The following is a 26,078-nucleotide window of genomic DNA, read 5'->3' on the forward strand; positions in this document are numbered from 1 at the left end:
CATAATTCCTAGTTATCCTTACTAGCTAGCAATTCGTTTCCTTACATTGGCTTTAGTGATCTTCTTTTGCAGCGCGTTGTCGGTCACATGGGTATAAATTTCCGTGGTTGAGATACTACTGTGTCCGAGTAATCGTTGAACGAAGCGAATGTCGAGGCCAGATTCAAGTAGTTCGCATGCAGCGCTGTGCCTTAGCATGTGTGGAGTGACTTTGAGTTGGGTGTATGCCTGTTGACTAAGTTTTTTGATTAGTTTGCGTAAAAATTGCGTTGAGGCGGGTTCCCCACGGCTATTAATCAGTAAATGATCGCAATGTGGTGCGCAAATAGCGCGGCTTTCAATATAGTTCTTGAGTAATTTGGCTATTTCTTGGTCTGTGAGATACACAAACCTTTCTCTGGCTCCCTTACCTAAGATTTTAATCTTCTTTTCGTTGATATAGATGTCAGTTAAACAAATTCCAGCAAGCTCAGATACTCGGATCCCTGTGCTAATCATAAGTTCTAACGCGATGAGTGAAGTAAATTCATTTAGCATGCGCTTTTGACTGACGCTATATGTGTTTGATGATTCTACCCATAAGTTTTTACAGTTTTTTCTGGCTTGTTTGAGCAAGCGTTTCAAATCTGAGTGTGGTACGTTTCTTGGCAATCTTTTGGGTAGCTTAATGTCTAGCTGAAATTTATGAAAAGGATTAAGCTCGATGAATTCCTCTCGCTCAAGCCACTGGAACATAGCCCTTACACACGCCATTTTGCGCTTTATTGATGTGTTTGATAGCTCGGAATCAACTAGAAATTGATGGAACTGTGATAAGTCTACTTTGCTAATATCTTTAATGCTTTTATTTTCATCAAGTGCCTGCATAAACTGCTTTAGGTCAATTTGATATGCTTTCAAGGTGTGATCTGAGAGTTTACGTTTATCTTTACACAGGGAAATGAACTGTTGAGAAAGTTGGTTTATTGATTGCACTGCGATAAATCTACTTTTGCTAATACCTAATTTAGTGACTGTATTAGAACAGATTGTTGATAAAAACTGTATATAATCAATTGATTTAAAGGAATGTAGAATACAAGCGCGTTGTTAAATAGGCTCCAAGTCGGAGCCTCGGTATATGTCAATAATTGTTTATTCGTTAATCTGCATTTGTTCAAAGAGCGTATGGTAGTCTTCTAGATGCCAATTTTTAGTGATTTTCTCGCCATCAACGTAGTAAACATCGACGGCTCGAAAATCAATCGCTTGACCTGCTCCTTGGTGCACACCAAACTGGCCGCTGAAGTGTCCAAAGAAACGTAATCGTACTGTAACAAATGAACCACTGACTAATAAGTGCTCGACTTCTGCTTTCAGGTCTGGCACTGCGCGACGAAATCCTGATGAGGCTTCTAGCACGCCTTTCAAGCCTTGTTTTCTACCTCTTGGTAATGTCATATCAGTAAATGTGTTACTCAGTGCCTGTCTCGCAAACTTAGTGTCTCCACTGTCCCAAAAAGCAGCGTATTGCAAAGCGGCATTCGCGGCCGTTTGACATTGTCCTGAGTCACAAATTTGCGTAACTTTCGCCACGGGTAACTCTTCGTTAGATGCTGCTAATGCTGTAGTCACACTGACACTTAGCGCTAAAATTAAAGCATGCTTAATCATTACCTTGCACCTCTAAAACACGCGTTCTGGGTTGGTTGGTACGTCTTGCTGTTTTAGGGTCCATTTCGCTATGTCTATTTTGCGCATAAACTTAACCTTTGGGTGCGATTTAGCGTAACGAATAAAGTCGTCAAGTGCTTTTACGCGTGCAGGGCTGCCTGCGAGTCTGTCGTGTGCACTAATAGACATCATGCGGCGCTGGGATTTTCCTTCTTCATAAAGCACGTCAAACTCGTCCTTTAACTCTTGCAAATAGGCTTTTGCTGTCATTGCGGAGCTGCCGCCATAGCGCACGATATCGTTATTTCTAAAGGTATAAGGTACCACCACGAAGGGCTTGCCATTGACCGGGGTAAACGAAGGCTCATCCCGAGATAAGTCATCAATATGATAGACAAAACCAAGGGACTGCAAAATAGTTAGAGTTTGCTGTGAATGGCGCATCCAAAATGCGTTAAAGCCTTTTGGCCTTTGCCCGGTGATCTTTTCAAGCACATCTGCACTGTGAATATAAGATGCACGTTCTTCTTCGGGTGTCATCGAGTATTGTGGTGTCCAGTTTTGTCCATGACCTGAAATTTCATGCCCTTTTTCTGCCACCATTTTGGCAAGTTTAGGATTAAGCTCTGCAGCTTTTCCTACCATGTGGGACGTCACTTTGACGTTGTGCTTATCCCAAAGCTTAAGCAATCGTGGGATCCCTTCATTCATGCCATACTGATACCAAGTAGGAGCTACGGTGTCGGGGTAGCCCGCTTCTTGCTGAGGAAATGGCCCAGGATCCCTTGGGTCTTGCGCGGTTGCTTCAAACTGCATGGAGATAGAGATCACCAATTGAGCATCATCAGGCCAGTAATGGCCAGACTCTATTTCAGCGCCGTGGGCTGTGCCTGCAAGCAAGGCGGTTGCTGTTAGTAGCGCTCGAATACTTGTGGTCAACGTGGTACGCATGGTTATTCTCCTGCGGCTCTTGGGCCTGCATACACAGAAAGTGTTGCCTGCGCTAAGCTATGCTGTTGGATAAAAAATCCAGTAAGTGGTGCCGTTGCACCAGCTGGCACGGGGAGTGTATCTACATCTAGCGCATGCACGGTAAAGGTGTATTTATGTTTGCGACCAATAGGCGGGCACGGGCCAAAGTACCCAGGCTTTCCTAAATCCGTATTACCTTCAATGGCTTGGCTTGGTAAAGTTTCTGCAAGCCGAGTCGTGTCTTTGGGCAAGTTATACACTTGCCAGTGCCAAAATCCGCTGCCGGTTGGCGCGTCTTGATCGTAAAATGTCACCGCAAAGCTCTTGGTTTGTTTAGGTGCATTTGACCAAACTAAGGTTGGCCGTGTGCTGTTTCCCTCGCAGCCAAATTGATCCCAGTATTGAAATGGTCGAATAGATTTTTCGGCAACAAGATCTGGGCTTTCTAGTGTAAACTCAGGTGCTGAAATTGCATTGGTTGCACCGAGTAATGCCATGGAGGCTAGGGATAAGTTCAGTAATAATGGCTTCATATTGCACCTTTTGCTCTTAATTGTTGAAAATCTGCATAGTCGGTGTAGCCCTGCTCGCTACCACCAAACAAAGGCGCATCAGGGTTGATTGGACTCAAAGGTAATTGATGAGTCAGACGGTATACGAGGTCTGGGTTGGAGATAAATTTGCGACCAAAAGCCACAAAGTCGACTAGGCCTTGTTCAATAAGGGCTTCGGCTTGCTCTGGCTCGTAATTTCCCGCCACAATAATGGCGCCGTGAAATTTTCTTCTTAGTGCTTGCCTAAAACTCTCCGTCACGACCGGCGCATCATCCCAGTCCGCTTCAGCTAAGTGCACATAGGCAATGCCTAAGCGGTTAAAGTGCTCCGCGGCGAGCAAAATAGTATCAATGGCTTCTTCGTCTTGCATGCCACGTTGGGTAATAAAAGGCGCTAATCGGATCCCTACTTTTTCAGGTCCAATCGCTTGGCTAATCGCGGTGATAACTTCAACCGCAAAGCGAATTCGGTTTTCCTTCGAGCCACCATATTGATCATGACGTTGATTAGAGCTGCGGCGTAAAAACTGGTCGATTAAGTAGCCATTACCAGCGTGGATCTCGACGCCATTAAACCCTGCCATCATGGCATTCTCAGCCGCATGGACATAATCTTCGACTATGCTCTGTATTTCTTGGGTTGCCAGTGCGCGTGGTGTTGGGCAATCGACCATTTCACCCACTCCTTTTTCGTTGACCACCCACACTTGTGCGTCGGGCGCCAGTGCTGAGGGGGCGACGGGTTGGCCATCTTCATGAAAAGTGGAGTGAGACATACGACCGACATGCCAAAGCTGACAGAAAATACGGCCACCTTTTTGCTGGACTGCATGGGTGATTTCTTTCCATCCAGCAACCTGCGAAGCAGTATAAATTCCGGGAGTAAATGAATATCCTTTACCCTGACAAGAGATTTGTGTGGCTTCACTAATGATAAGCCCTGCCGAAGCGCGTTGGGCGTAGTACTTGGCCATCAACTGGTTTGGAATATCTCCCGGTTGTGTTGTTCTAGAGCGGGTCATTGGCGCCATCAAAATGCGGTTTGGTAAGATTAAATTACCGAGTTTTTTCTGCGTAAATAACAATGGATCAGACATAGTATTCTCCTAATTATTGGACAAGTGAGTTGATGTGGCGTGGGAACAGCACTTCAATTTTTAGAGATTCAGGTGCAAAGATAAAAACTTGATGCTCATTGCTAATAGGGACATCTCGTTCCACGTAGCGAACGCCAAAATGCTCTAGTCGGGCGATTAACCCGGGGTAATCGTCACCACGAAATGCAATATGATCTATGTTGCTAGTACTCATGCTTGCGGTTTGCGCAGAACCAAGGTATTCAGCCTGTGCTTGGGTATGTGGTGATTGTTCAACCAGATGAATGAAAGGTTGCTGTTGGTCGCCATAAAACCACTTTCCTGGAAATGGAAAAGGTGGACGTAAGCCTTCTTTAAGCCTAAGAACTTGCTCAAAAAAGGTTGCCATTTTTGCCATGTCATGTGCTCTAAACAAAAAGTGATCTAACTGCATGGTGTGTTACCTCCATTGGTGTTAGCGATTTATGTGTTGAGAACAGTCTATTTGTTTATTAATATTTGATAATTGGCTTTTATATAAAATTACTTTTCACAAAAGGTGAATAATGAAAAGCAAAGCAGACGATATGGCGCTTTTTGTTCAAGTGGTGCGCTCTGATGGCCTGGCTGCGGCAGGGCGAGTATTAGGGCTTTCTCCAGCGAGCATGACCGCACGGATCAATGCACTTGAAGCGCACTATAAAACCCGTTTACTTACTCGAAACACCAGAAGTATCAAACTGACCGAAGCGGGAGAGCGGTTTTATCAGGGCTGTGTGCGAGTCATTGAGGAGGTTGCGGCGGCGGAGGCGCTACTGCAAGATGCCGATCCCGATTTGAGAGGCACACTCAAAATTGCAGCAAGCTCAGACTTTGGTCGTCAGTACGTGGTTCCCGCCGTTGCGGAGTTTGCCACGCAGCATCCACAGGTGGTGGTTAACTTGAGCTTGGGGGAGGGCTTGGTCAAATTAGTTGAGTCTGGCACTGATATCGCCATTCGTTATGGTAATTTAAATGATAGCAGTTTGATATCTCGGCCTCTGTTAAACAACCGCAGAATGCTGGTGGCTGCCCCAAACTATCTCGAACAGTATGGTACACCAGATTGCTATCAAGCATTACAGCGCCATCGCTGTTTAGTACTGGAAAGAGCAGGACAGGCGCTAAACGATTGGTATTTTATCGACAAAGACACGCAAGCAACCATCATTGAAACCGTGCCTACCTGTTTAGTGAGTTCAGATGGAGAAGTATTGCGAAACTGGGCCATTCAAGGGCTTGGGATCACCATCAAGTCGTGGTTAGATGTTCACAAAGATATTAAAGCGGGGCGATTGGTGGAGTTGTTGCCAACTCAAACATTGGGATTTAGTCCAACGGACTCAGATAAAGTCGCGCTGCAAGCGATTTATCCATCTAGGCAGTTTCAACCTCGCCAAGTCAAAGCGTTTCTCACCTTTTTTAGCGAGTATTTACAACAAATACATGATTGATTTTATTTCATTGGAGTCTGACGAATTAGCCGTGCGTAAGTGATAAAGATATGCATAATAAACGCTCATATTTAAACTAACTAAAGAGGTTCAAGGATGGCAATTGGCAATATTAAACACGTAATTTTTGACGTCGGTAACGTATTTGTGAGGTGGTCACCAGAGGAGATAGTTCGGCTTACCTTTGGCAACCAATGCGACGTTGAGAGTCTAGCTAAGCAGCTGTTCCACAGTGAGATTTGGTTTGCGATTAATCGAGGCGAACTGACTGAAGCAGACACCAAGCACGCTTTTATGCAAACCAGTCACTTAACCTCTGAGCAAGCTGACGAACTGTTCTTTTATATCAAAGAATCGCTGATCCCACTTTATGGCACGCTTTCACTGATGCAGCGCCTTAAGACGGCTGGATATAGTGCTTATGCCCTAACCGATAATGTGCACGAGATTGTGAACCACCTAAAAGCGCGTCATACTTTCTGGCAACACTTTGACGGAGAAATTATTTCTGCTGAGCTTGGCTGCATGAAGCCCGGCAAAGCTATTTTTACTCACTTACTGGAGCGCTACCAACTAGCGGCAGATGACAGTGTTTTTCTTGATGATGTCTTAGCGAATGTTGAAGGTGCAAAGCAGGTCGGATTACATGGCATTCAGTTCTTTAATGCGTCTCAAGCTGAGCGCGAGTTGCGTGAGCTAGGATTAGTGTTTTAAGCAGGTCGAGACTCCAAAATAGGCCCAAGTACGGGCCTAAAAAGAATTAATCGCACATATACTGTCTATTTGTGAAAGCACAGTCGTGATCACCGTAACAAGAGATAGCACCTGTACGACAATCGTGGCGGTTAGTCGGTACACAGTCCAAATCAGTCAAACGGTTTACACCACCACCAATTTGGGGGGTTGCTTGTGGTGCAATAGCTTGAGCATTGTTTAAGTTTTTAAGCGGCTTTTTATTCAGTTTAATTTTCATTTTTCATTTCCTTTGGGTGGTAAGAAAGCGTATTAACAGCGAAGAGAGCCACAGTTATAGCAAGAACCAAATGCTTTCGTGTTGCATAACTCGGTTATTTCTCTGTCACAACCCGCGGTTAAATAACCTCCCGCGATGTTTGGTGTTTGGGCTTTTTCCAAGCCTGCAGTATGGTTCAGTTGTTTTATCTTTCTTTTTGTTAGAGTTAATTTCATCTTATTTTCCTTATTGTGAAAGCTTGAATTGTCGTACAAAGTCGTACAAAAAATAAACTGCATTATTGACTGTACCCAATATAAATTATTTGTCAAATATGTTTTTTAAATGTTAAATTTATGTTTTTCTTAATTGCCTTATTTCAACCCTGTGTAACTTCAACGCTCGATGACAAGCTGCTTTTTAGCCTGGTTCAGCAACTGTGGTGTAACGTAAATTTGCACTGTCAGTCGCCCAACGCATCGATATTGTTTGGTCTTTTTAATCATGCAACACTGCAACATGAGAATAATTAAAAAACGGGATGAAGATGCGTAAATTAACAGCCTTGGTGTGGACTTGCTCTGTTTCCTTGTGCGCGGGTGTTGTGTTTGGTAACACGGCGCTAGCTGACGAGTCACCAATATTTAGTTCTAAAGCCACAGCACAGCCAATATGGGCTGAGCATGGCATGGTATCTAGCCAAGAGGCACTTGCCAGTCAGGTTGGGGTGGAGATTTTAAAGCAAGGTGGTAATGCCGTTGATGCGGCTGTCGCAGTAGGTTTTAGTCTGGCCGTGACTTTGCCAAGGGCCGGAAATATCGGCGGTGGTGGCTTTATGCTAGTGCATCTGGCAAAAGAGAATAAAACCATTGCGATTGATTATCGCGAAATGGCGCCGAGCCGTGCGCACAAAGACATCTTTATTGATGAAAACGGCGAGGTAAACCCAAAGCTAAGCCTTCAGCACGGCCTTGCCGTGGGCGTTCCCGGAACTGTTATGGGGATGGAGTTAGCACTCGAAAAATACGGCACCATGACACTTAGCCAAGTTATTCAGCCTGCAATAAAATTGGCGCGTGATGGCATTAAAGTGACCTCTGATTTAGCTAACTCGCTTTCTCATTATTATATTAAAGAACGAATGCTCGATGTACCGGCGTCTAAGGCCGTGTTTTATAAAAAAGATGGTAGCAGCTATAAGCCAAATGAATGGCTGGTGCAGGCTGACTTGGCTCACTCTTTGGAACTTGTTGCCGAAAAAGGCAGTGCAGGCTTTTATCAGGGCGAGACAGCAAAGAAAATTGTTGCTGCGGTAGAAGCAGCAGGTGGCATTATGTCGCTGGATGATTTAAAAGGCTACAAAGCGGTAGAGCGTGAACCAGTAAAAGGTACATATCGCGGCTACGACATCGTTTCTATGCCGCCTCCTTCATCTGGTGGTGTGCATATCATAGAGATGCTTAACATGCTGGAGCAATACCCTATTGGTGAGCTTGGGCATAATAGCGCAGCTACCGTCCATTTAATGGCTGAGGTCATGAAGCGTGCGTATGCTGACCGCAGCGAATATTTGGGCGACCCCGATTTCTACGACGTACCCGTTAAAGCATTGGTGGATAAGCAATATGCAAAGCAGCGTAGTAAACAAATTAATGCAGACAAAGCGACGCCAAGCCGCGAGATTAAGCCCGGTAAATTATTACCTTATGAGAGTAACCAAACCACGCATTATTCTGTGGTAGATAAGTGGGGCAATGCGGTGAGTAACACTTACACGCTCAATTTTAGCTATGGCTCAGGTATTGTCGCGGCTGGCACTGGCATTCTACTTAACAACGAAATGGATGATTTCTCGGCAAAGCCCGGCACACCAAACGGTTTTGGCTTGGTTGGTGGAGAAGCTAACGCCGTTGAAGGCAAGAAGCGCCCGCTGAGCTCAATGACACCTACGATTGTAATGAAAGAAGGTAAACCCTTTTTGGTAACGGGTAGCCCTGGTGGCTCGCGTATTATCACCACCACGCTACAAATCATTATGAATGTTATTGATCATGGTTTGAACATCGCTGAAGCAACCGTGGCTCCGCGTATTCACCACCAATGGTTACCAGATGAAATTCGTATTGAACGTAGCTTAAATGTGGATACTCGACGTCTACTAGAAAACAAAGGACACAAACTTTCAGAGCAGAATGCGATGGGCTCAACCCAGTCAATCATGCTTACCGATAAAGGTCTATTTGGCTCCTCAGATCCAAGGCGCGCAGATAGCGCTGCGGTGGGGTACTAATACCAATTGAATTAATTCTCTAATCAATTTGAAGGGTGAAATAGCATATTAGCTTCGTTAAAAATTTCTCATTTAGAACAACTAAATAGCAAAATTAATATCCTGATTTCCATTGAGTCTTAAGTGTAATTCAAATCGAGTAGGGGCGAGATGCCCCTTTTCTATGCGCTTTCTTTGATTAAATACTCTGGCAGTGGCCAATTCATGACGATGACTTCGCCTTGCCAAGTTTCAATCGTCAGCCAAACCTTGTCGTCTTTTGATAATGTTTTCTTTGCTAAAGCATGTACGTGTTGACCGTGTTTTGTGCCGTGAAGGATCCCGAGCTCATGCTTCATAAGCTGTGCAAGTGGCATCGCGTTGGGGCCGATATTGAGATAGCCTTGGCGCACAGATTCAACGTCACCTTTATTGAACAGTAGTAAGAAGTCTTTGACGTATAAGTTATCGTGGATGTATGGCGGCTTGTCGTCAAAAGGCATTGGTGTAATGCTGTACTCTCCAAGTGTTTGCTCCGCCAATGGAGCGGGAAACTCTGGATGTAATGATTGATAATAAAACCAAGCTGGCAACACCAGCAATAGGGCATTTAACCAATATTTATTGTGTTGTATAAAGCGTTTGACTGCATTCATGGCGATTTACCCTTGCTGTGCTTTTAGTTGTCTTGCATTGCTCCGTTCTTGGCTACGCGCGCGTTTGGTCCGAAGCTGATACATGATAAATCCAGTGACCGACATCCCGGATAAAATACAGCCAAAAATAAACCAAATGACTTTGGTCCAGATCCCTCCTATGGTGCCGTAGTGCAGTGGATCTGTGATGTGCATAACCGTTTGTAAGCCTGTCATTGAATCAGGGTTTGCATGATGAACGACAGTATCATTCCAAGTGTTGTAGGCAATATTTATGCTGTAATCGTCATAGAGTACGTAGTCGTTTGCGCCACTGATTTTGAGCGTATCGCGGTTATGCTCAGGTAGCATGATGTAACTTGGGCGAAAGTCAGTGTACTGCTGTTGGATTTCACCGAGCGCTAGGTCAACACTGGTTTCCACTGCATTCGCGTTTATTGTTGAGTTGGGTATATCCGCTGCATTTAATGTTTCATGATGTTCTAGTTCAACACCAGCATGCCACAGCACCGCTTGCGTTAAATACCACAGTCCGGTGAGGCTCATTACGGTCATAAACCAAAGCGACCATACTCCACTGAGTTTATGGATGTCAGCGGCAAGGGTACGACCTCCTTGTGATTTACGCAGCTTAAACTGAAAAAACGCTAACCAAAACTTTTTGTATACCACCAGGCCTGTGATCAACGCGCCCAGTAGGATCAGTGACATAAACGCCACTAAATAGTAACCAACACTGTAGCCGTTTTGCCATGGAAATAGCAGCCAGCCATGTAATGAACGCATAAAGTTAATAAACGTATTGCCGTCATTTATTTCCTGAACAGCCCCTGTGTACTGGTTTACGTATGCAAGCGCATAGGGCTTGTCGACGTCGGTAAACATCACCACATAGGTCAAATAGGGCTCTCTCACATTGAGCCCCATGACATCTGCACTTGGGTGCTCATCCTTAAACGCGCGTAACACTGAGCCCGCTGACATCTCACTTACCTGACTGGGGTTATATGCCCGAGAATCAGGGTTGGTAAGCCATGTAAGTTCATGGCTGAAAACGGAAATGGTGCCTGTGATACAAATAAAGCAAAACAGTAGCCATATTGGCAGTGAAAACCAACCATGCAACTGAAACCAAAACTTGTTGCTTATTTTCTTTGCCATTGTGTGTTCCTAGTTCTTTGAATGACGGCGACAAATTAAAGCTGAGGGAGTATTTGCGCAAAAATGTAAATAAAGTATATCTTTTTAAAAGTGTAAATGGCAATTATATTCATTTGGATGTGCGTTAAATGGCATGTTTTATTCGTTTAGCGGTTTATCTTTCTTGTTTCTTTTATAGGAAAGTTGTTTTAAATTAGTTGGTTACTTATTTTGGGAACGTTCCTTAAATCGGGTTCGAAACTGGTTGTAATTTACCTTAATGTTATTGCTAATGGTTATCATCTGCATTATGATCATTTCGATTTTTACAATATTAGGATGAACCCAGTGAACACTCTGCCTCTCAAAACGCTCTCATTTGCTGTTATGGCAGCGCTCGGCACGTCAGCATTACAGGTGCAAGCAGCACAGCAAGATAAAGAAGAAATTGAAAAAATAGTTGTGACGGGAAAATACACCGTCAATGAAGTGATAGACACCGCAACTGGCTTAGGGTTATCACTTCTTGAGACGCCGCAATCTGTTAGTGTTATTACCGCTGCACGGATCAAAGAGCAAAAACTCGATACATTAACCGATACTGTGTTAAATGCGATTGGGGTGTCAGCGAAAGAAGTTGATAATGTTCGTAATTCGTTGCAGTCACGTGGCTTTGACATTACCAATTATCAAATTGACGGCGTTCCTTTGTCATGGAGTTTGGCAGGTGATTCAGGTGAAACCATCGCGGATGTTGCGATATATGAGCGCGTGGAGTTTGTGCGTGGTGCGACGGGGTTATTAACCGGCGCGGGCGATCCTTCAGCTTCTATTAACCTAGTACGCAAACATGCAAATAGCACCGACCTCACAGGTTTTGCCAGTGTCTCTTTGGGAAGCTGGAACAATAAAGAAGTGATGGTGGACGTTGCCAATGGATTAACTAACGATGGCAGTGTGCGTGGACGAGTGGTCGCGAAGTATGAAGAAGGTGACTCGTATCTAGATCTCTTCTCTGACGAAAGTACCGTGCTTTATGGGGTACTGGAAGCGGATTTAAGCACGCATTCGACGATCCGCGTTGGTGCAAGCTATCAGCGTAACGACCCTACCAGTCCAACTTGGGGGGCATTACCTACTTTCTTTACCGATGGAAGTAAGACAGACTGGGAAGTCGAAAAAACCACAGCTGCAAATTGGACTGAGTGGCAAACTACTGGCACCAATGCTTTTGTGAACTTTAGCCACAACTTTGCAAATGGTTGGGAACTGGTCGCCAATTACAACAAGCTGAAATACGAGCAAGATACAGAGCTGCTGTATTTATTCGGCACGTTGGATAAAACAACAGGTGAGGGCTTAGCGTCTTGGCCCTATAAAAGTACAGGTGAAAGTAACCAAGACAGCTTTGATATCCAGCTTAAAGGTTTTTATCAACTCGCTGGTCGTGAGCATGATTTCGTAACTGGCGCGCTTTACAGTGAGCAAAGCGCCGATACCCTCACTTTTGCTGCGCTCGATAATGCCTTTTTGCCAGTCGGCAATTTTTACGAGTGGGATGGTAATTTTCCTGAGCCGACGTGGGGCACAGAAACCTCAGTTGCTCAAGATATGGATACCGAGCAAAAAGGGTTCTACGCCGCAACAAGGCTAAATCTTAGCGATGAACTTAAAGTAATAGCGGGTGGTCGTTTGTCGAGCTGGCAGCGCGAAGGCGAAAGCTATGGCGTCATCACTGATTTTGGCGACAATGGCGTATTTATACCATACGCTGGTGCCTTGTACGACTTGTCGACAACGCAGCGAGTGTATGCAAGTTACACTGAAATATTCCAGCCGCAAAATGCCCAAGACCGTAATGGTGATTTCCTTGATCCAATCAAAGGAAAATCATACGAAGTGGGGCTAAAAAGTACCTATCTAGACGACACGCTGCAAACAACATTGGCGATTTTCCAAATCGAACAAGATAACCTAGCTCAAGATGATGTTGGATACATAGTTCCTGGTTCGGTAAATACAGTCGCGCAATATGCTGCTGAAGGCACAACCAGTAAAGGCTTCGAATTTGAAGTGGTGGGTCAGTTAACTGACGGTTTTGATGTGCATTTGGGTTATTCACAATACAAAGCTGAGGATGCCAACGGCGTTGAAGTGAATACGGATAACCCAAGAAAGCAATTTAAGTTGTATACGACTTACCAATTTGTGAATGCTTTACCTGAGTTGACGATTGGTGGTGGCGTGAACTGGCAGGATGACACTTATTCAGTAACGGGCAACGATAGGCTAGAGCAAGATGCTTATGCACTGGTTAGCTTGATGGCAAACTACGCACTGGCAGACAATATGGCGCTACAGCTCAACGTAGAAAACCTCTTCGATGAAAAGTACTACAGCCAAATTGGCTTCTTTGATCAGTATCGCTATGGTGCGCCGAGAAATTACAGCTTAAGTTTTAGCTATGATTTTTAGCAGACTGTAAACTAACTAAGCGTGGCTAGTGAGCCACGCTTTTGTTCATTGTTTATTTATTGCAAGAACTGTACGCTTGGAGGCAATACAGTCAAAAAGGAATTTTGCAATGAATTTACCCCCTGCTTTTTTGGTCGCTGGCTTTATAGTAAATATGAGTACAGCGTCCGCCACACCGGACTATCAAAATGTGCTTAACCAGCTACCGCTGCCACCTAATGAACTTACCACTTTACTGCATGACCTAGCACTACATGGCCTTGAGCAGCACGCTATGGCTGAATTAATTAAGGGCTATAACCGATTACACAACAAACGGATAGAATGTGCCAACGTTGCGACTGTGTTGAAAAGGTCGCAATTGGACTCACTCAAAATGGATGTAGAGTACTACACCACTGTGCTTTTTTATGTTGATGGTTTGAACAAAAATCAGTGTGAATCTGCGGAGTTTGGCGCTTTTACAAGGACAGTCGCTATAAATTATGTGATGCATAAGAGCCCGAGGGAGCTTAAGCTGGTGAAAGCAATGAACGTGCTATCTTCTGGGCGTTACGCAAATTTTATTGAGTTTGAGGCTGAGTTTAACGCTTTACCTGAGACCGTTAAAACGGCCGCGCTAAAAGCGGATTTTCTTCGAGATAACTTTAATTTGTTTCAAAGCTTGGAGCAAGTTCACGGACACGAGTGATAAAAGGAATATTTGTGAAACCCCTGCTATTAGTTTTGATATTGTTTGCGCCGCAAACTAACGCTGAAACAATGTCAGTAGATCTTACGCCGACTATTGAGTATCCAGTTGAACAACTTGAACCTGTTCAAAAGACGCTGCTTAGTGAGCTGTTAAATAGCGTAACACAACTGGGTGATAGAAAAGCGGCTTGCGAAAGTGAGCGTGCTATTACAGAAGAGCAATTGCGCAGTCTTAATATTACCTCGCAGCAGCGAGGTATTGTTTTATCTTATTCTTATATTCACCAAAAAAGGGAATGTGAAGCCGAAGAATATGGCGAATTCGCCAGACTTGTTGCTGCGAATTTAGCGGTGCAAAAGCAGTCAGAAGTCTTAAGGTTCGTGAATACGCTAAACACGGTAAGCTCCAGCGTTTATTTCGATTATGTTGAAACGGAGCTGGAGTTTAACCAGCTACCAGAAAGTGTTCGCAATAAAACCTACCAAGCCGAGTTTTTACAGCATCCGTTTAGTCTTATGCATACGCTAGAACAGCTCGAATGATTCGGCGCGTTGTTACTGATTAAGTAAAACCTAAGCTAACATAATACGGTTTAATAATTCGTATGCGGTATGTTTTGCATCATCTACGGCTTGATCGGGTACTTGATGATTGGCAATCCAAAGTGCGAGACTCGTTAATCCACCATTGATAAATTGAGCGCTGGTTTTATGCGCTTGAGGACTCTGTTGCGGTGCGATTGCACTTAGTAACTGCGTGATTGATGCCACACACCCTGACGCTGCCTTTTCGAGTTGTTCAGGCTCTAATACCGACTGCGCATCACGTAATATAATACGTTGTATCTCGGGCTCCGTAGCCATATCCAAGTAAGTTTCTGCACGTTTCAAAAGCACTTGCTGAGGTGAGGTTTCACTACGTTCAATATCACGGAGCCGGAGATCCATTTCACTATCTAGTTGCTGTACGACTGCGTAAAACAACCCTTTTTTGTTGCCAAAGTGATGATACAGCGCTCCTCGAGTGAGTCCTACGTCTGCTGTCAGCTCTTCTAATGCTGTCCCGGCAAATCCTTTGCTTGCAAAAAGCACTCTGGCTTGGGCCAATAGCTCGCTGCGAGTTTTCTCCATCATGCTGCTTCTTGTTGTCATTTTGCGATCCTTATTAAAAACTACGCAATTTATAATTGACATACAGTGTGTATGTCAATTATTTTTACATACACACTGTATGTGAAAATAATCTCAAGGAGAGATCAATGAATAATCCTTACTCCGAAATTTTTAAGACAAAAGGAACTAAGCATTTTAGCTGTGCTGGTTTTATTGCTCGTATGCCGCTCTCTATGATGGCGATTGGGTTAATCACCATGCTTTCGCAACTCTATGACTCATATTGGATTGCAGGTTCCATTGCTGCGCTATTTACCTTTACCATGGCATTTGCTGCGCCGCAGTTGTCGCGACTGATTGATAGGGTAGGGCAACGCAAGGTTGTGATCCCTGCGGCCTTGTTTAGTGCAGTATCTGCGCTGGCATTGTTGCTATTAAGTCACTTGCAAGCGCCACTTTGGAGCCTCTATGTTTTAGCCATGTGTGCGGGCATTATGCCAAGTGTTCCGGCTTTAGTTCGGGCCAGGTGGAGCGCGATACAATCAGATCAAGGCTTACTTAATACGGCATATTCTTTTGAGTCGGTACTGGATGAAATTACCTTTGTGATAGGACCTCCACTTGCGATTGCACTGAGCAGCTTGCTCTTTCCTCAAGCCGGTCCGTTGCTAGCGGTTATTTTGTTTGTGATAGGCAGTATCTGGTTAGTGTCGCAAAAGGACACCGAACCAAAAATAGAACAAAGTGAAAATCAGACCCGAACTTCCGCACTGGCTAATTCCACGGTTAAGTTGCTTAGTTTAGTGTTATTGGCACTCGGTGTAATTGTTGGTGCAATCGATGTATTAAGTATCGCTTTTGCTCAGCAGCAAGGGATGCCAATTGCGGCCAGCTTAGTATTGTCGATGTACGCGCTTGGTTCTTGTATCGCTGGGTTTGGATTTGGAGCCGTTAAGTGGCGTGTGTCTATGCCAGTACTGCTTGTACGTTTTGCGATGTTCACATTGATCGCGAGCGTGCTATTACTCAGTGTTAACCACGTTTATGGTTTGGCGGTAGTGATGTTTATTTCGGGACTCGCGTTTGCTCCAACGATGATCATTGCCATGGGTCTGGTTGAGCAAAGCGTACCAAAACACTTACTCACTGAAGCCTTAACTTGGCTAATTACCGGACTCGGTGTAGGGATCGCAGGTGGGGCTGCGTTGACCGGATGGGTCGTTGAACACTTTACCGTGGATCTTGGATTTGGGGTTGCAGTGGTCGCTGCTGCTACCGTGGTGCTACTCGCTTGGTATCAAAAACAGGGCGGTACAAGGCGAGTAACTCAAGTTGTCAGTGATTAGGATGTATAAAGTCGCGCTTACTTCGCGCGACATACCGCTTGTTTATCTGTAGTTTCGCTGCTGCAGGTTAGAAAAGCGGCACCACTTTCATCCAAAAACTCTCCTTGCCACGCGCCATCTTTGCCAAGCTTAATGGATAAAAAGCCGAACTTACCTTGTTCGTTAACGAGTGCGTTTTGGCTATCAAGTGCATAATCAAATTCGCTAAAGGCATTGGTATCACTGAGGCTGACGCCGCTATTGCCGACAACGATTTGCGCAGGACGCGCGGTACTGGCAGCAAAGGTGGAAGACTGATAAATATGCATATGTCCAGCGAGTGATAAAGTGACGTGTTCAGGCAACTTACCTTGTCTGGTGTTCTTCAGCGCGGTTTGCAACATCACGTTTAGTGTGTCTTTGGTTGTCGGGTCTTCAACGCCCCAAATAGGTCTGTGGCTCATAATCCACATGGGTTTGGCTTTGAGTAGTTCGCTTCTGACATTAAGTCGTTGATATTGCTGTTGGTAGACTTTTGTTAGGCCATTGTCTGCACTGGCATCACAGGCATTGGCGCTATCCATTACCCAAACACTGAGCGGTTTTAAGTTGATGGTATAGGAGTTTTGCACAATGATATGGGCACTTGCAGATTGTGGCGGTTGATTATAATCCCCCTGTGCAGGACATTGCTGTTGCTCAATGGCATCAGGAAGGTTGGCTCCCGGGCCAAAAAAGTAAAACCAGCCAATTCCTGCGCGGCTACAAAGTTCATGATTGCCTCGTGCAAAAATCCATGGTGCGGTTGCTGAAAGATCCGTTGTTGCGGCAAAAAAGTCTGCTTGCCAGTTACTCCATGTATCTGGTCTTGGGCTATTTAACGCGTTTTGACTGTAGTAGGTATCGTTAAGACCGCAGCTAGTACCGCCATATCCACCATCGCCTGCGTCATAAGCATAGGTATCACCGGAAATCGCACCACCGGTGCCTCGATAGTTGAAATCCCCCATATGGAGCAACAATTGCGGTTGTTGCTTTGTCCCTTGCTCTGCGAGGGTTTTAAACGGCTCTGCTGCAGTGTTGTTTTCGCAAACGGATGACTTACAGCCAGTGTCGCCAAAAACCGCAATTTTATTCGGATCGAATGTCACGGGCGCTAACGAGAACTGGCTACCACTGATGGTATAAGCCGTGTTTGGGGAGATTTTTGCCTCGCATACAGTGACCGGAAAGTGTGTTTGGTTCGGACGCATTGCTCGCAACTGCATCGGCATGGATTTTTTACCAAAGAGCAAGCTTGGGCATTGATTGGCGTCGCTGAGCACGCCGTCAACAACGGCGCGCGCGTAGATATTCGGAGCTTCAGTAGTGGAAGGCGCGAACATTGAGTAAGCGCCTAATACTTTGGTATTCGCTTGTTGGACTGCAAACGTGCTGCTACAAGCAATTAAATTGAGCGTCGCAATGGCGATGATGATACGCATGACTTCATTCCTTTTTGAACAGTTGAATGAAGTTTAATGCATTGTTAACAATTTGCGAGTTTCGAATACGAATATCTTGCTTCTGCTGGTTATTGGTGGCTGCAGCGGTAGAAGCCGGTGACTGTGTCTTGGCTAAAGCGTGTGCCGTTAACATAGGTGTCTTGGTTGATTTTACCAAACTGCGCTAGGTTAAATTGCAATCGTGCAAGCATTTCAGCACTCGAGGCCTGCTCAAAGATTTCTGTTACCGGTGGATCGCCAACAAAGTTGGTATACCAAGGAAACCAAGAATTATCCTGCCCACTGACTGTTTGGTTCGGATAATAATTCCCTCCTTGCCAACGGTCGAAGGTAAGATCTTCGAGGCTAAATAGGCCAAAACCTGGCTGTGTCATACAAGCATCAGCCGCCTGATACTCAGGGTAACCTGAGCTGGCAGCAAAATGATTACAAACATTATGTGGCAAATTACTGCTATTCGCCGCTTGATACTCCGCCTTTCTAAACATCACAGGATGTGCGGGGCTTCCTGATGGGTAGACGATATTTGCCGCGACAGGTGATCCCCAGCGATAATGGTACATGGCCACAGCCAATCCTAAACCTTCCTTACTGGTGGCAACATTATCTGGATGAGTCCACACTCCACCCGGATCGGTTGGCGTTGCCCCATTTTTAAAAATAATCCCATATTGATTGTTTTCTAATTGATTCATTAGATTTGGCGTTGTGTTGTCAACTACCGTCGTTGGGATCATTGTGCTTGCGGCATTGGGAGTATAGGTGAGTGTTGGGTTATTTAATGCCTTCCAGCATAGCAAGCCATACCCATAGCCACTGGCTATCATCGGGCAGCCAGACATTGCAGATGCCGATTGGTTGCTTTCATACGCATGTGTTGTTGAACGTGCCGAAACTTCGCCGGAGCTAACCAATATTCCCCAAGCATTGCGAGTAATGCGAATATCAGCAAACTCGGTGTCAGGAATAAATATTGTTGTGGCCGAAATAACCTGTAGCCCTAAATCTAGTTCTAGTAGAGAGGTGGCAACGAGGGCGTCTTCATGAAGCTTTGGATACTGCGTCATAATCGTTTGCTGCGACGGTTTAATCACAGCGTCTCTTGGTGATAATCCCAATAGATATAAGCGATCGTTATCAAGATAGCTTGCCAGTGGGCGTGATAGCTCAAGTTGTGCGATTGGACGCTTGGCTTGTATATTTGAGCGGGTATCCGTGAGGGTGAGGTCGGTATTTTGAAGCAGCAACCAATGCTTATCACTTAGGCCAACAACCTGAGTTTGATTAAGGGTGTGGCGAGATACGCTATCAGCTTGGCGAGTAACAATTAAACTATCGTCATTCAATGAATAGCTAGACTGTGTGGTGTCATTGTGGTGATGGCGCAGCGCCGGCGGCTGATATTGTCCGATTAAGGTGGTAAGTTCAATGCGAATGGCGTCGTGAGTACTTTGAATAAGCCAATTTCCGGTTTCATCTCGAACAAAAATAGCCGGACTATATTGGCCAGATTTATCCACGCTAAATGCTTGCCAAGTGGTATTACAGGCTTTGGCGCAGGAGGGGGAACTTCGAGTAAGGGATGACTTGTCTTTTGTCAGAGATTCGTCATAGTTATCATTAAACACAAAGGGTAACTCAGCTTTACCCGACGCGAGTTGTAACGTGAACAGTAAGCGCCGTTGATTGCCGCTGGCATAGAGTCTGTTTTCTTTTAGATAACCGAGCTGGAGTTGAGAGTAACTCTCTAACTTTTTCATGTTTCCAGCTTCACCTTGATAGCTGGGCTCATACGTCTCGCTATTGAATGGTGCGGTTTGCTCTAATTGGGGAAATTGCAACGTTTGTTTGCAGGCATCTTCTGCGCATGTTTGTAAGGTGATCCTTTGGTCCTGATATTGAAAAGAATACCAAGGTGAAAGGGCTTGATAACCTTGTTGACCAGCGTGAAATAATAGCGGTAGGGTTGATGTGTCGTAGTGCTCTGACTCTGCTGAGGCGTTAACGCTTAAAGACAAAGCCCAGCAGGTAAGCGTGGTGGCGATGAACTTATTCATAATCTTTCCTTATTGGAGTAGGGCAGCGCATAGCCACCCTTAACAAAAACCTAGTGAATGATGCCTTGGCGTTGGCCTGCATTAACGGGTTTGTTGAGCTGCACAGAGAGCCAGTTTTCAACGTCACTACGTAATGATGCGTCGCTATCAGGACCTGATTGTGACGAATAGAACCATAACCCTGTTGGTGCTGGAGCATTGACATTGCTGCCACAGGTAAAGTGATTTGCCGCATACATCACCGCGCCTGAGCTACCATATTCGTAATGACTGTCCGAATAACCACCGTAGCCTCTGGCTTGCACCCGACCTTTCGAATCAAGGGTAAAGTGATACACCTCATTGGGTTGCAACAAGAAAGGGCTGACGTCGGACGAATCAAAGCGCGCGCGCATTGTGGTGGTAACACTGGCTTGATTACCCGAACGCGTGATCATGCCTGCCAAGTTGGTGATGAGCGCATCGGCCAATTGACCATCAAGCAAGCTGCCAGGGTTGCCATTGACGATTGCAGAAGTAATGCCAAGTGCGGCTTTAACGACTCCAATGGTGGAGTTTAAATTCCATGTGGTGTTATATCCCATGGCTGCGCCACCGGCTTTATTAAACAAGATGACTTCAGGTGCAGCTCCTGGCAAATCGACCGCAAATTTTGCGCCGTCGGTTGCGTGTGAGTTGGTACCTTTTGACCAGATTTTTTTAGCTTGCCCAGTTACATGGTAGCGAGCTGAATAAGTGCCTCTGACTTCTAAATTGCCCGAACAGGCATTACTTTGATTACATGCAAATCCCCCTGTGTCTGCACACAACATTTTGACGTGGAACTCTGTCGAGTGATGGGCTGAGGTGTTGTCGAAACTGAGCGCTTTATTTTTTGACCAACGTTTCCCCTTAGCTGAGTGAAAGGCGCCGTAGGCTGAGGTATTGACATAAGCATGGTGCTTAGAAAAACCACTACCATCGCTGGTGGATGTGCTCCAAGGCGTCTGGGTTGATGGGTAGTTAGTGACCACTTGGCCTGTGCTGGTTGAAGGGGTCACCATCTGACACGAGCATTGTGACTTAGGTCCGAAGATGGGTTTTTTAGTCAGCAATTCTTTTAATTCGGCAAGAATACCTGACGGTAGCGTCCTATCGTATTCAAGTACCGAGAGCCCTTTACGTTTAGGAGCTGCGTATTCCTTATGCCAAGTGCTGTAAAGCTGCGGTGCATTTCGCTCTAAATGTTGGCTGAGCGTTGGCACTTTTTGCTGTTGCGTCCATTTTTCGAATACCGTCGGTTTAAATTGAATAAGATATCGAGTAAAGAAAAAGTTATCTTCAGGCGTTTGCTCGGTAAAAGCATTTTCCCATGCTGATAACACGTTTTGATCTAAAGCTTTTGCTTGGCTTAGTATCTCTCCATCTCGATAGTCGCGGATCAAGCTATCGACATAGCGGTCTAATTCATATTCTTCGTCGTTGTCGGAGATATATTCAAGCAAGGAAACACGGTCTTGAGACCAGTTTGAAATGGCTTGCCACACTTCTGGGCTTACTTGAGAGGGGGCCATTTCTCCATATTCTTCTGCGGCTTGTAGTGAAATACTACCCAGTAACAACGTGCTGGTAACTAGGCTGACTAACTTTGGGGTGAAATTTCTCTGTTTCATTTTTCTATTCCTTCATCGTTGTGCTGAGTCAACATGCCTCATGCATTGTTAACTTGCCTTGTGATGTTGGAAACTTTTTCAGCGATTGAATAGGAGGTTGTAGGGCCAGTTAGGGTCAACTTGGGTAAAACCTTTGATATTAAACGGACGCATTGGGTTAGGTAAGTTTTGATATCAAGCTGTGGTAAATAAAAACTTAAATATCAAAGGTCTGCTTATATTTTTACCCGAATTTACCCAATTGCCCCGTAACTTTTGCTGCAATCAATATTCGCTTGAGGCAGGATTTTGCTATCGCCGTTATTGGAGTCTCAGCGTGAGTACATTCGCAATCGAGTAACGGTGTCATAACCAATAAGGAGACAGTTATGAGACGAGTAATAGTAGTATTGGGAGCAACTTTGATTGCGAGCTTTGTACAAGCCCATAGCCCAGAAATGATAGCGCAGCTCGAAGTTGCTGATGGGGCGAAATGTCCAAAGCGGCAAACGATTTTGCTAGGTAAAATGACATTAACTGCTGGCACCTTTAAATATTTACATAGTGAAGGAAGTAACGTTTGTACCAGTCCTAAGCAGAGTATTCCTGGTCGTATTACACCACGACTAGATTGTGGCCAGTTTGATGATTGGCGACTTGCTTATGATATGGGTAATAAAATGTGTCAATCTCTACATCATAATATGAAAGGCTTTAGTAATAGCCTAAAACCTGATATGACAGTGTATCCACGCTTTGAAGGACCTTTTGAATTCAAAGGAGACCGTCATCACCAAGAGTATGATGCCGGTATGGGCGTGACTTTAGCATGCTATTTATGTGAGACCGCGACGGATAACTAGAGAAGGGGCAAAAGCCCCTTTGTTGTATACATCAAGTAGCGTTGGAGCACGCTATGATTTGCTCCAGTTGTGCAACTTTTTGAGAAAGGGGCGCAGTATCGAAATTAGCGTCTTGGCATTGAGTGAGTACATATTGTGCCGTGGTAACAATATTTCGAATACGCGGCTTTTTGGGCAGCGTTTTGATATTAAGATAGCGTTCAAGAGTGCGCACTCGTAAGCGACCATCATCGATATTCACTTTCCACACTTTGCTTTCTTCCGCTAATTCGACACGAGTTTTGCCACTACTTTGCTCCCAAAGCGTCAAAGTGAGTGTCATTACCTCAACCATTAATTGTCTAGCGGCCTGTTCATCAATGCTCGTATGTTTACTGTGCACGCCATGAGTATCGGCGCGGGCGGTATTGCGAATAAAGCAGTAAGTAACCAAAACACCTGCTAAAAATGTGATAAACCCGACGAGTACATGAGACAACATGCTTGTCTCTGTTTGGCGCTTAGGCGCGGTCAAGACGTTAGCGCTTTGAAGGCGAAATTGATAAAGGTTTTCACTTTGTACACGACTAGTTTTAAGCATGTCATTATAACGCTGTGCGGTCTCTACCGCTTCTTTATAAGCGTGTGTTTGTAGTTGGGACTGCAATAAGGCAATGTAAAATAACTCCGTAAGCTGACTATTTTGCTGATTATGTGCTTCAAGCCCCTGTTTAAGTATCGTTTGTGCTGTTAGGTTATCGCCCTCAAGCTGCTTGAGTTTGGCTTCAATAAGCAGTGCTCGCTGATCCACTTTACCGTGTTGAATTAGTTGCCGAGTACGTTTAAATGAAGCAAGTTGCTGTTGTGCCTGAGCGATATGATTTTGAGCAATGGCAATTTCGGCCAATAATAAATAGGCTCGAGACAATTGGGTATAGGCGCCACTTTGTGTCAAAGGTTGAAGTAAATCTTCAATGATTTCAGTTGCTTTGTTGTAGTCGCGCTTTTTGTAGAAGACTTCCGCTATGCTTAGCAAGGTGTGGTTCGCTTTGACCTGGTCGCCGGCTTGTTGGTGGAGCGCATGGGCTTGACGAAATGAGAGAATGGCATCATCCAACTGATTAATATCCCTCGACACATTCCCTAAATTATTAAGTGTGATCGCTTGTCTCTGCAGGTCATTTGTTGCTTTCGCTATTTGGTAGCTTTCTAAAAATAAAGTAAGGGCGGTATCTAGATCTCCGAGTGCCTGATAAGCATTAGCTAAATCGTTTGCCGATTTACCCAGGAGTTCGTTTTGTTGCAACTTAGCCGCAAGCGTTTGCGCTTCGTGGAAGCTCTCCAGCGCTTGAATATAATTGCGCTGGCGGTAACGATTAATACCACTTTGTCTTAACACCTGAAAGCGCTGAAGTGTGGTTAACTTCCATGCCATCAACTCATCCAGTATTTGATTGCTGAGCTTTATGTCACCCGCTCGACGATACAAGCTCACAAGCTCAAGATGTGCATCAAAAGCTTGAGCACCGTTGGGTTCAAGCGTTTCAAGATGTTGCTTACAAGACAAAATTTGGCTTGTGAGGTTAGCATTATTAGCACTTGGGCATTCTGAACCATGCGCCGGTAACACAACGAGCAGTAATGCGAAAAACAAAGCAAGCAAAGGCATAAATATTAGTCTAGATACATTGTTTTTACATATTAATATAGTGATAACAAAAAGTCGTGTCTGCCTTTAATAAATCTTAGGTAGACTACTTTTTGTATTTTGTCGCTGCCTAGCTGCTGTCGCTTAACCTTGCCAGTACGACCAAGTCTCGACTTGTTAATATTGTTAGTTTAATGTGTTTTTGGTATGGTCTTGTTGCTAATTAAGGCCCAGCTGAAGAAGCTGGAAATCAATCCATAAGGAAATAAAAATGAAGTTAAATACAATGTGGCTAAAGTCACTTAGCGTCGGTGTCGCGTTATTTGCACCATTAGTGAGTGCCGCTCCTCAGCTTGATAAAGCCATATTTGAGTACAATGCTGGATTAAACATCCAAGAGGAATTTAATATCTTTGCCGAGGGCAACGTGACTGATCCAAATTATCCAAATAGTGAGCTACGTATTCAATTGGATAGTAGCAAAAGCTACGATCAAATTGGCTTTTATGACAAAGTTTACACTACATACGGTCAGGCGGTTGCATACAACACATTAGACAGACGTTGGGTTAAATTTAAGGGTAAGGTGCTTTATTTCTCAGGCGAAGACAACGGTAACCAAAAGATAGATACGATTTCTTTTCGCGTTGTTAATCCTGCTGGAGAAACATCGGAGTGGGGAGAGATCAGAGTTAGCTTAGACCAAGCGTTTGGTGGTAATTACGATGTGTATCCGAGTGATGACTTGGCACAAACCTTTGCTGGTCAACCTGTTGATGTGTACGTTAAAGATAACGATAGTGGCGTACCCTATTATTATGGTGTTGAGATTTTTAGCTCACCAGCTAACGGTACAGTATCTGTTAACAGTGACTACTCCATTACTTACACACCAAAAGCTGGGTTCATTGGCCTGGATTCGTTCCAATATCGCATTAAGGGTAACAACCTTTATGATATTACAAGCTCGCCAGCGACAGTTTCTATTTCGGTAGCAAATTAACCCCAAACTCAGGCCAATATGCACACATATTAAGTGTGTATATTGGCTATCCTTTTAGCAATAAAAATACGCCAGCCAAAGCAATTAGGCCTCCAAACATCATAGACTTAGTAATAGCTTCTCTGCGCAGTAGTCCAATTGTCATCACCATGAGCGGTGCCGTTGCAAAGATGGTTTGTGCGATAGCGGGATCAGTATGATTAACGGAAATCAACTGTAGCCACAGTCCAATAAAGGTGCCAAAAAACACTGCAACGAATAACCAGTTTTTACCGTCGATTTGTTTAAGTGTGAGTGCTTTAAACAGGCTTTGTGATTTCAAATAAACAACAATAAAGGCCACAAATAGGGTGCCGGATCCCAAGCGGATAAGTGCCGCCCACAAACTACTAATGCTTTCGTTATTTAGCGCACCTTTGGAAAGCACCATACCCGCAGCTTGGCAAATGGCAGCCGTGAGTGCAAAGCAGACTCCCAAGAGATAATGTTTTTTGTCTAATACCGGCTGGCTTCTACTTGGCTTAATCGCCAGCATCACACCAACGGTCGTCACTGCAATGCCGAGCCAAGCGGATGCGCTGAGATAAACACCAAGAAGTACAATGTTTAAGATCCCCGCGATGGCAGGTGCAAGACTTTCAATAACCAAAGTGCGAGCAGGACCTATATTTCTAAGTGCGGCAAAGTAGGCACTGTCACCAATCGCTATGCCCAGTACCCCACTTGCTATCAGCCAGCCCCAGCTCGAGGGTAAGGTCGGGTACATTGCATCACCTGCGATGAGCAAACACAAGATCATCAAAGCTGAAGCGATGACGCCTTTGCTGACGTTCAACTCAAATGGACTAAGGTGATGGCTAAATCGTTTGTACAGTATGGTTGAGCCAGCCCATACCCCAGCCGCTGCAATCGCTGCTGCTTCGCCAATACCAATCATAAATCTCAAGTTTCTTGTGTTTATTAATATGGTGGCAAGTATACATAAATTGAAATAATCAGTGAGAGGTAAGGAATCAAATTA

25 protein-coding genes are annotated in these 26,078 nt (G+C 44.7%); 9 read left to right on the forward strand and 16 right to left on the reverse strand.

Annotation, left to right across the window (positions count from 1 at the left end):
• Positions 1 to 21: 21 nt before the first annotated feature.
• The 6 genes from MHN32_RS23870 to MHN32_RS13900 form a co-directional block, all read right to left on the reverse strand.
• Complete coding sequence (locus tag MHN32_RS23870) at positions 22 to 975, reverse strand: tyrosine-type recombinase/integrase (RefSeq protein ID WP_138583737.1); 954 nt, start codon at positions 973 to 975, stop codon at positions 22 to 24.
• 159 nt (positions 976 to 1,134) lie between these two features.
• A complete protein-coding gene (locus MHN32_RS13880) occupies positions 1,135 to 1,653 on the reverse strand; it encodes an ester cyclase (RefSeq protein WP_102056381.1) in 519 nt (172 codons plus the stop codon).
• Positions 1,654 to 1,665: 12 nt separating this feature from the next.
• A complete protein-coding gene (locus MHN32_RS13885) occupies positions 1,666 to 2,604 on the reverse strand; it encodes a polysaccharide deacetylase family protein (RefSeq protein WP_239422091.1) in 939 nt (312 codons plus the stop codon).
• A gap of 2 nt (positions 2,605 to 2,606) precedes the next feature.
• Positions 2,607 to 3,158: a YbhB/YbcL family Raf kinase inhibitor-like protein gene (locus MHN32_RS13890; RefSeq protein WP_239422093.1), complete on the reverse strand. Its 552-nt coding sequence runs from the start codon at positions 3,156 to 3,158 to the stop codon at positions 2,607 to 2,609.
• Positions 3,155 to 4,276 (reverse strand): alkene reductase, encoded by a 1,122-nt coding sequence (locus MHN32_RS13895; RefSeq protein WP_102056384.1) that lies wholly within the window; start codon positions 4,274 to 4,276, stop codon positions 3,155 to 3,157. The genes MHN32_RS13890 and MHN32_RS13895 overlap by 4 nt, the downstream gene beginning before the upstream one ends.
• 13 nt (positions 4,277 to 4,289) lie before the next feature.
• Positions 4,290 to 4,709 (reverse strand): lactoylglutathione lyase, encoded by a 420-nt coding sequence (locus tag MHN32_RS13900; RefSeq protein WP_227387299.1) that lies wholly within the window; start codon positions 4,707 to 4,709, stop codon positions 4,290 to 4,292.
• Positions 4,710 to 4,821: 112 nt separating this feature from the next.
• Here MHN32_RS13900 and MHN32_RS13905 point away from each other — a divergent pair, with 112 nt between their 5' ends.
• On the forward strand, positions 4,822 to 5,748 hold the full coding sequence (locus MHN32_RS13905; protein ID WP_239422095.1) for a LysR family transcriptional regulator: 927 nt from the start codon (positions 4,822 to 4,824) through the stop codon (positions 5,746 to 5,748).
• Positions 5,749 to 5,844: 96 nt separating this feature from the next.
• Complete coding sequence (locus MHN32_RS13910; RefSeq protein WP_239422096.1) at positions 5,845 to 6,462, forward strand: HAD family phosphatase; 618 nt, start codon at positions 5,845 to 5,847, stop codon at positions 6,460 to 6,462.
• A gap of 46 nt (positions 6,463 to 6,508) precedes the next feature.
• Here the strand turns inward: MHN32_RS13910 and MHN32_RS13915 are convergent, their stop codons facing one another.
• Both MHN32_RS13915 and MHN32_RS13920 read right to left on the reverse strand, forming a co-directional pair.
• A complete protein-coding gene (locus MHN32_RS13915; protein ID WP_010604115.1) occupies positions 6,509 to 6,721 on the reverse strand; it encodes a hypothetical protein in 213 nt (70 codons plus the stop codon).
• Between the two features lie 32 nt (positions 6,722 to 6,753).
• The gene (locus MHN32_RS13920; protein ID WP_010604114.1) at positions 6,754 to 6,936 is read right to left on the reverse strand and encodes a hypothetical protein; all 183 of its coding nucleotides are present in this window, start codon (positions 6,934 to 6,936) and stop codon (positions 6,754 to 6,756) included.
• A gap of 311 nt (positions 6,937 to 7,247) precedes the next feature.
• Here MHN32_RS13920 and ggt point away from each other — a divergent pair, with 311 nt between their 5' ends.
• Positions 7,248 to 8,990 carry a gamma-glutamyltransferase gene (gene ggt / locus MHN32_RS13925; protein WP_239422098.1) on the forward strand — a complete coding sequence of 581 codons (1,743 nt, stop codon included), beginning with the start codon at positions 7,248 to 7,250 and terminating at the stop codon, positions 8,988 to 8,990.
• Between the two features lie 161 nt (positions 8,991 to 9,151).
• Here ggt and MHN32_RS13930 read toward each other — a convergent pair whose 3' ends face one another.
• Positions 9,152 to 9,625, reverse strand: coding sequence for a hypothetical protein (locus tag MHN32_RS13930; RefSeq protein ID WP_174168474.1), 474 nt, complete (start codon positions 9,623 to 9,625; stop codon positions 9,152 to 9,154).
• A 6-nt stretch (positions 9,626 to 9,631) separates the two neighbouring features.
• Positions 9,632 to 10,786, reverse strand: a complete 1,155-nt coding sequence (locus MHN32_RS13935) for a PepSY-associated TM helix domain-containing protein (RefSeq protein WP_239422100.1) — start codon at positions 10,784 to 10,786, stop codon at positions 9,632 to 9,634.
• 327 nt (positions 10,787 to 11,113) lie between these two features.
• On the opposite strand from MHN32_RS13935, the gene MHN32_RS13940 reads away from it, so the two are divergent.
• From MHN32_RS13940 to MHN32_RS13950, 3 genes are all read left to right on the forward strand, one after another.
• Positions 11,114 to 13,240: a TonB-dependent siderophore receptor gene (locus MHN32_RS13940; protein ID WP_239422102.1), complete on the forward strand. Its 2,127-nt coding sequence runs from the start codon at positions 11,114 to 11,116 to the stop codon at positions 13,238 to 13,240.
• A gap of 109 nt (positions 13,241 to 13,349) precedes the next feature.
• Positions 13,350 to 13,931: a hypothetical protein gene (locus MHN32_RS13945; RefSeq protein ID WP_239422104.1), complete on the forward strand. Its 582-nt coding sequence runs from the start codon at positions 13,350 to 13,352 to the stop codon at positions 13,929 to 13,931.
• A gap of 14 nt (positions 13,932 to 13,945) precedes the next feature.
• Positions 13,946 to 14,476, forward strand: coding sequence for a hypothetical protein (locus MHN32_RS13950; RefSeq protein WP_239422106.1), 531 nt, complete (start codon positions 13,946 to 13,948; stop codon positions 14,474 to 14,476).
• Positions 14,477 to 14,506: 30 nt separating this feature from the next.
• Here the strand turns inward: MHN32_RS13950 and MHN32_RS13955 are convergent, their stop codons facing one another.
• On the reverse strand, positions 14,507 to 15,085 hold the full coding sequence (locus tag MHN32_RS13955) for a TetR/AcrR family transcriptional regulator (protein WP_239422107.1): 579 nt from the start codon (positions 15,083 to 15,085) through the stop codon (positions 14,507 to 14,509).
• A 107-nt stretch (positions 15,086 to 15,192) separates the two neighbouring features.
• Between MHN32_RS13955 and MHN32_RS13960 the strand changes: the two genes are divergently transcribed.
• Positions 15,193 to 16,392 (forward strand): MFS transporter, encoded by a 1,200-nt coding sequence (locus MHN32_RS13960; RefSeq protein WP_239422109.1) that lies wholly within the window; start codon positions 15,193 to 15,195, stop codon positions 16,390 to 16,392.
• 17 nt (positions 16,393 to 16,409) lie between these two features.
• On the opposite strand, the gene MHN32_RS13965 is transcribed toward MHN32_RS13960, so the two are convergent.
• From MHN32_RS13965 to MHN32_RS13975, 3 genes are all read right to left on the reverse strand, one after another.
• Entirely contained in the window at positions 16,410 to 17,855 is a 1,446-nt protein-coding gene (locus MHN32_RS13965) for a metallophosphoesterase (RefSeq protein ID WP_239422110.1), read from the reverse strand.
• 89 nt (positions 17,856 to 17,944) lie between these two features.
• Entirely contained in the window at positions 17,945 to 19,933 is a 1,989-nt protein-coding gene (locus MHN32_RS13970) for a hypothetical protein (RefSeq protein ID WP_239422112.1), read from the reverse strand.
• A gap of 50 nt (positions 19,934 to 19,983) precedes the next feature.
• The gene (locus MHN32_RS13975) at positions 19,984 to 21,585 is read right to left on the reverse strand and encodes a hypothetical protein (RefSeq protein ID WP_239422114.1); all 1,602 of its coding nucleotides are present in this window, start codon (positions 21,583 to 21,585) and stop codon (positions 19,984 to 19,986) included.
• Positions 21,586 to 21,953: 368 nt separating this feature from the next.
• On the opposite strand from MHN32_RS13975, the gene MHN32_RS13980 reads away from it, so the two are divergent.
• On the forward strand, positions 21,954 to 22,427 hold the full coding sequence (locus MHN32_RS13980) for a hypothetical protein (RefSeq protein ID WP_237117237.1): 474 nt from the start codon (positions 21,954 to 21,956) through the stop codon (positions 22,425 to 22,427).
• Between the two features lie 31 nt (positions 22,428 to 22,458).
• Here the strand turns inward: MHN32_RS13980 and MHN32_RS13985 are convergent, their stop codons facing one another.
• A complete protein-coding gene (locus MHN32_RS13985; protein WP_239422116.1) occupies positions 22,459 to 24,075 on the reverse strand; it encodes a tetratricopeptide repeat protein in 1,617 nt (538 codons plus the stop codon).
• A 250-nt stretch (positions 24,076 to 24,325) separates the two neighbouring features.
• Here MHN32_RS13985 and MHN32_RS13990 point away from each other — a divergent pair, with 250 nt between their 5' ends.
• Positions 24,326 to 25,057 carry an Ig-like domain-containing protein gene (locus tag MHN32_RS13990; protein ID WP_239422118.1) on the forward strand — a complete coding sequence of 244 codons (732 nt, stop codon included), beginning with the start codon at positions 24,326 to 24,328 and terminating at the stop codon, positions 25,055 to 25,057.
• 46 nt (positions 25,058 to 25,103) lie between these two features.
• Here MHN32_RS13990 and MHN32_RS13995 read toward each other — a convergent pair whose 3' ends face one another.
• On the reverse strand, positions 25,104 to 25,994 hold the full coding sequence (locus tag MHN32_RS13995) for a DMT family transporter (RefSeq protein ID WP_227387285.1): 891 nt from the start codon (positions 25,992 to 25,994) through the stop codon (positions 25,104 to 25,106).
• Between the last annotated feature and the right edge of the window lie 84 nt (positions 25,995 to 26,078).

It is taken from the genome of Pseudoalteromonas sp. Of11M-6 (assembly GCF_022347905.1).
Taxonomy (GTDB): Bacteria; Pseudomonadota; Gammaproteobacteria; order Enterobacterales; family Alteromonadaceae; genus Pseudoalteromonas.

Excerpts from the sequence above, each read along its gene's own strand:
- MHN32_RS13975 (WP_239422114.1), bottom strand. The coding sequence starts at position 21,585 with ATGAAACAGAGAAATTTCACCCCAAAGTTAGTCAGCCTAGTTACCAGC.
- MHN32_RS13995 (WP_227387285.1), bottom strand. The coding sequence starts at position 25,994 with ATGATTGGTATTGGCGAAGCAGCAGCGATTGCAGCGGCTGGGGTATGG.
- MHN32_RS13965 (WP_239422110.1), bottom strand. The coding sequence starts at position 17,855 with ATGCGTATCATCATCGCCATTGCGACGCTCAATTTAATTGCTTGTAGC.
- MHN32_RS13905 (WP_239422095.1), top strand. The coding sequence starts at position 4,822 with ATGAAAAGCAAAGCAGACGATATGGCGCTTTTTGTTCAAGTGGTGCGC.
- MHN32_RS13885 (WP_239422091.1), bottom strand. The coding sequence starts at position 2,604 with ATGCGTACCACGTTGACCACAAGTATTCGAGCGCTACTAACAGCAACC.
- MHN32_RS13930 (WP_174168474.1), bottom strand. The coding sequence starts at position 9,625 with ATGAATGCAGTCAAACGCTTTATACAACACAATAAATATTGGTTAAAT.
- MHN32_RS13985 (WP_239422116.1), bottom strand. The coding sequence starts at position 24,075 with ATGCCTTTGCTTGCTTTGTTTTTCGCATTACTGCTCGTTGTGTTACCG.
- MHN32_RS13915 (WP_010604115.1), bottom strand. The coding sequence starts at position 6,721 with ATGAAAATTAAACTGAATAAAAAGCCGCTTAAAAACTTAAACAATGCT.
- MHN32_RS13955 (WP_239422107.1), bottom strand. The coding sequence starts at position 15,085 with ATGACAACAAGAAGCAGCATGATGGAGAAAACTCGCAGCGAGCTATTG.
- MHN32_RS13980 (WP_237117237.1), top strand. The coding sequence starts at position 21,954 with ATGAGACGAGTAATAGTAGTATTGGGAGCAACTTTGATTGCGAGCTTT.
- MHN32_RS13960 (WP_239422109.1), top strand. The coding sequence starts at position 15,193 with ATGAATAATCCTTACTCCGAAATTTTTAAGACAAAAGGAACTAAGCAT.
- MHN32_RS13990 (WP_239422118.1), top strand. The coding sequence starts at position 24,326 with ATGAAGTTAAATACAATGTGGCTAAAGTCACTTAGCGTCGGTGTCGCG.
- MHN32_RS13935 (WP_239422100.1), bottom strand. The coding sequence starts at position 10,786 with ATGGCAAAGAAAATAAGCAACAAGTTTTGGTTTCAGTTGCATGGTTGG.
- MHN32_RS13910 (WP_239422096.1), top strand. The coding sequence starts at position 5,845 with ATGGCAATTGGCAATATTAAACACGTAATTTTTGACGTCGGTAACGTA.
- MHN32_RS13945 (WP_239422104.1), top strand. The coding sequence starts at position 13,350 with ATGAATTTACCCCCTGCTTTTTTGGTCGCTGGCTTTATAGTAAATATG.
- ggt (WP_239422098.1), top strand. The coding sequence starts at position 7,248 with ATGCGTAAATTAACAGCCTTGGTGTGGACTTGCTCTGTTTCCTTGTGC.
- MHN32_RS13880 (WP_102056381.1), bottom strand. The coding sequence starts at position 1,653 with ATGATTAAGCATGCTTTAATTTTAGCGCTAAGTGTCAGTGTGACTACA.
- MHN32_RS13890 (WP_239422093.1), bottom strand. The coding sequence starts at position 3,158 with ATGAAGCCATTATTACTGAACTTATCCCTAGCCTCCATGGCATTACTC.
- MHN32_RS13920 (WP_010604114.1), bottom strand. The coding sequence starts at position 6,936 with ATGAAATTAACTCTAACAAAAAGAAAGATAAAACAACTGAACCATACT.
- MHN32_RS13900 (WP_227387299.1), bottom strand. The coding sequence starts at position 4,709 with ATGCAGTTAGATCACTTTTTGTTTAGAGCACATGACATGGCAAAAATG.
- MHN32_RS13970 (WP_239422112.1), bottom strand. The coding sequence starts at position 19,933 with ATGAATAAGTTCATCGCCACCACGCTTACCTGCTGGGCTTTGTCTTTA.
- MHN32_RS13895 (WP_102056384.1), bottom strand. The coding sequence starts at position 4,276 with ATGTCTGATCCATTGTTATTTACGCAGAAAAAACTCGGTAATTTAATC.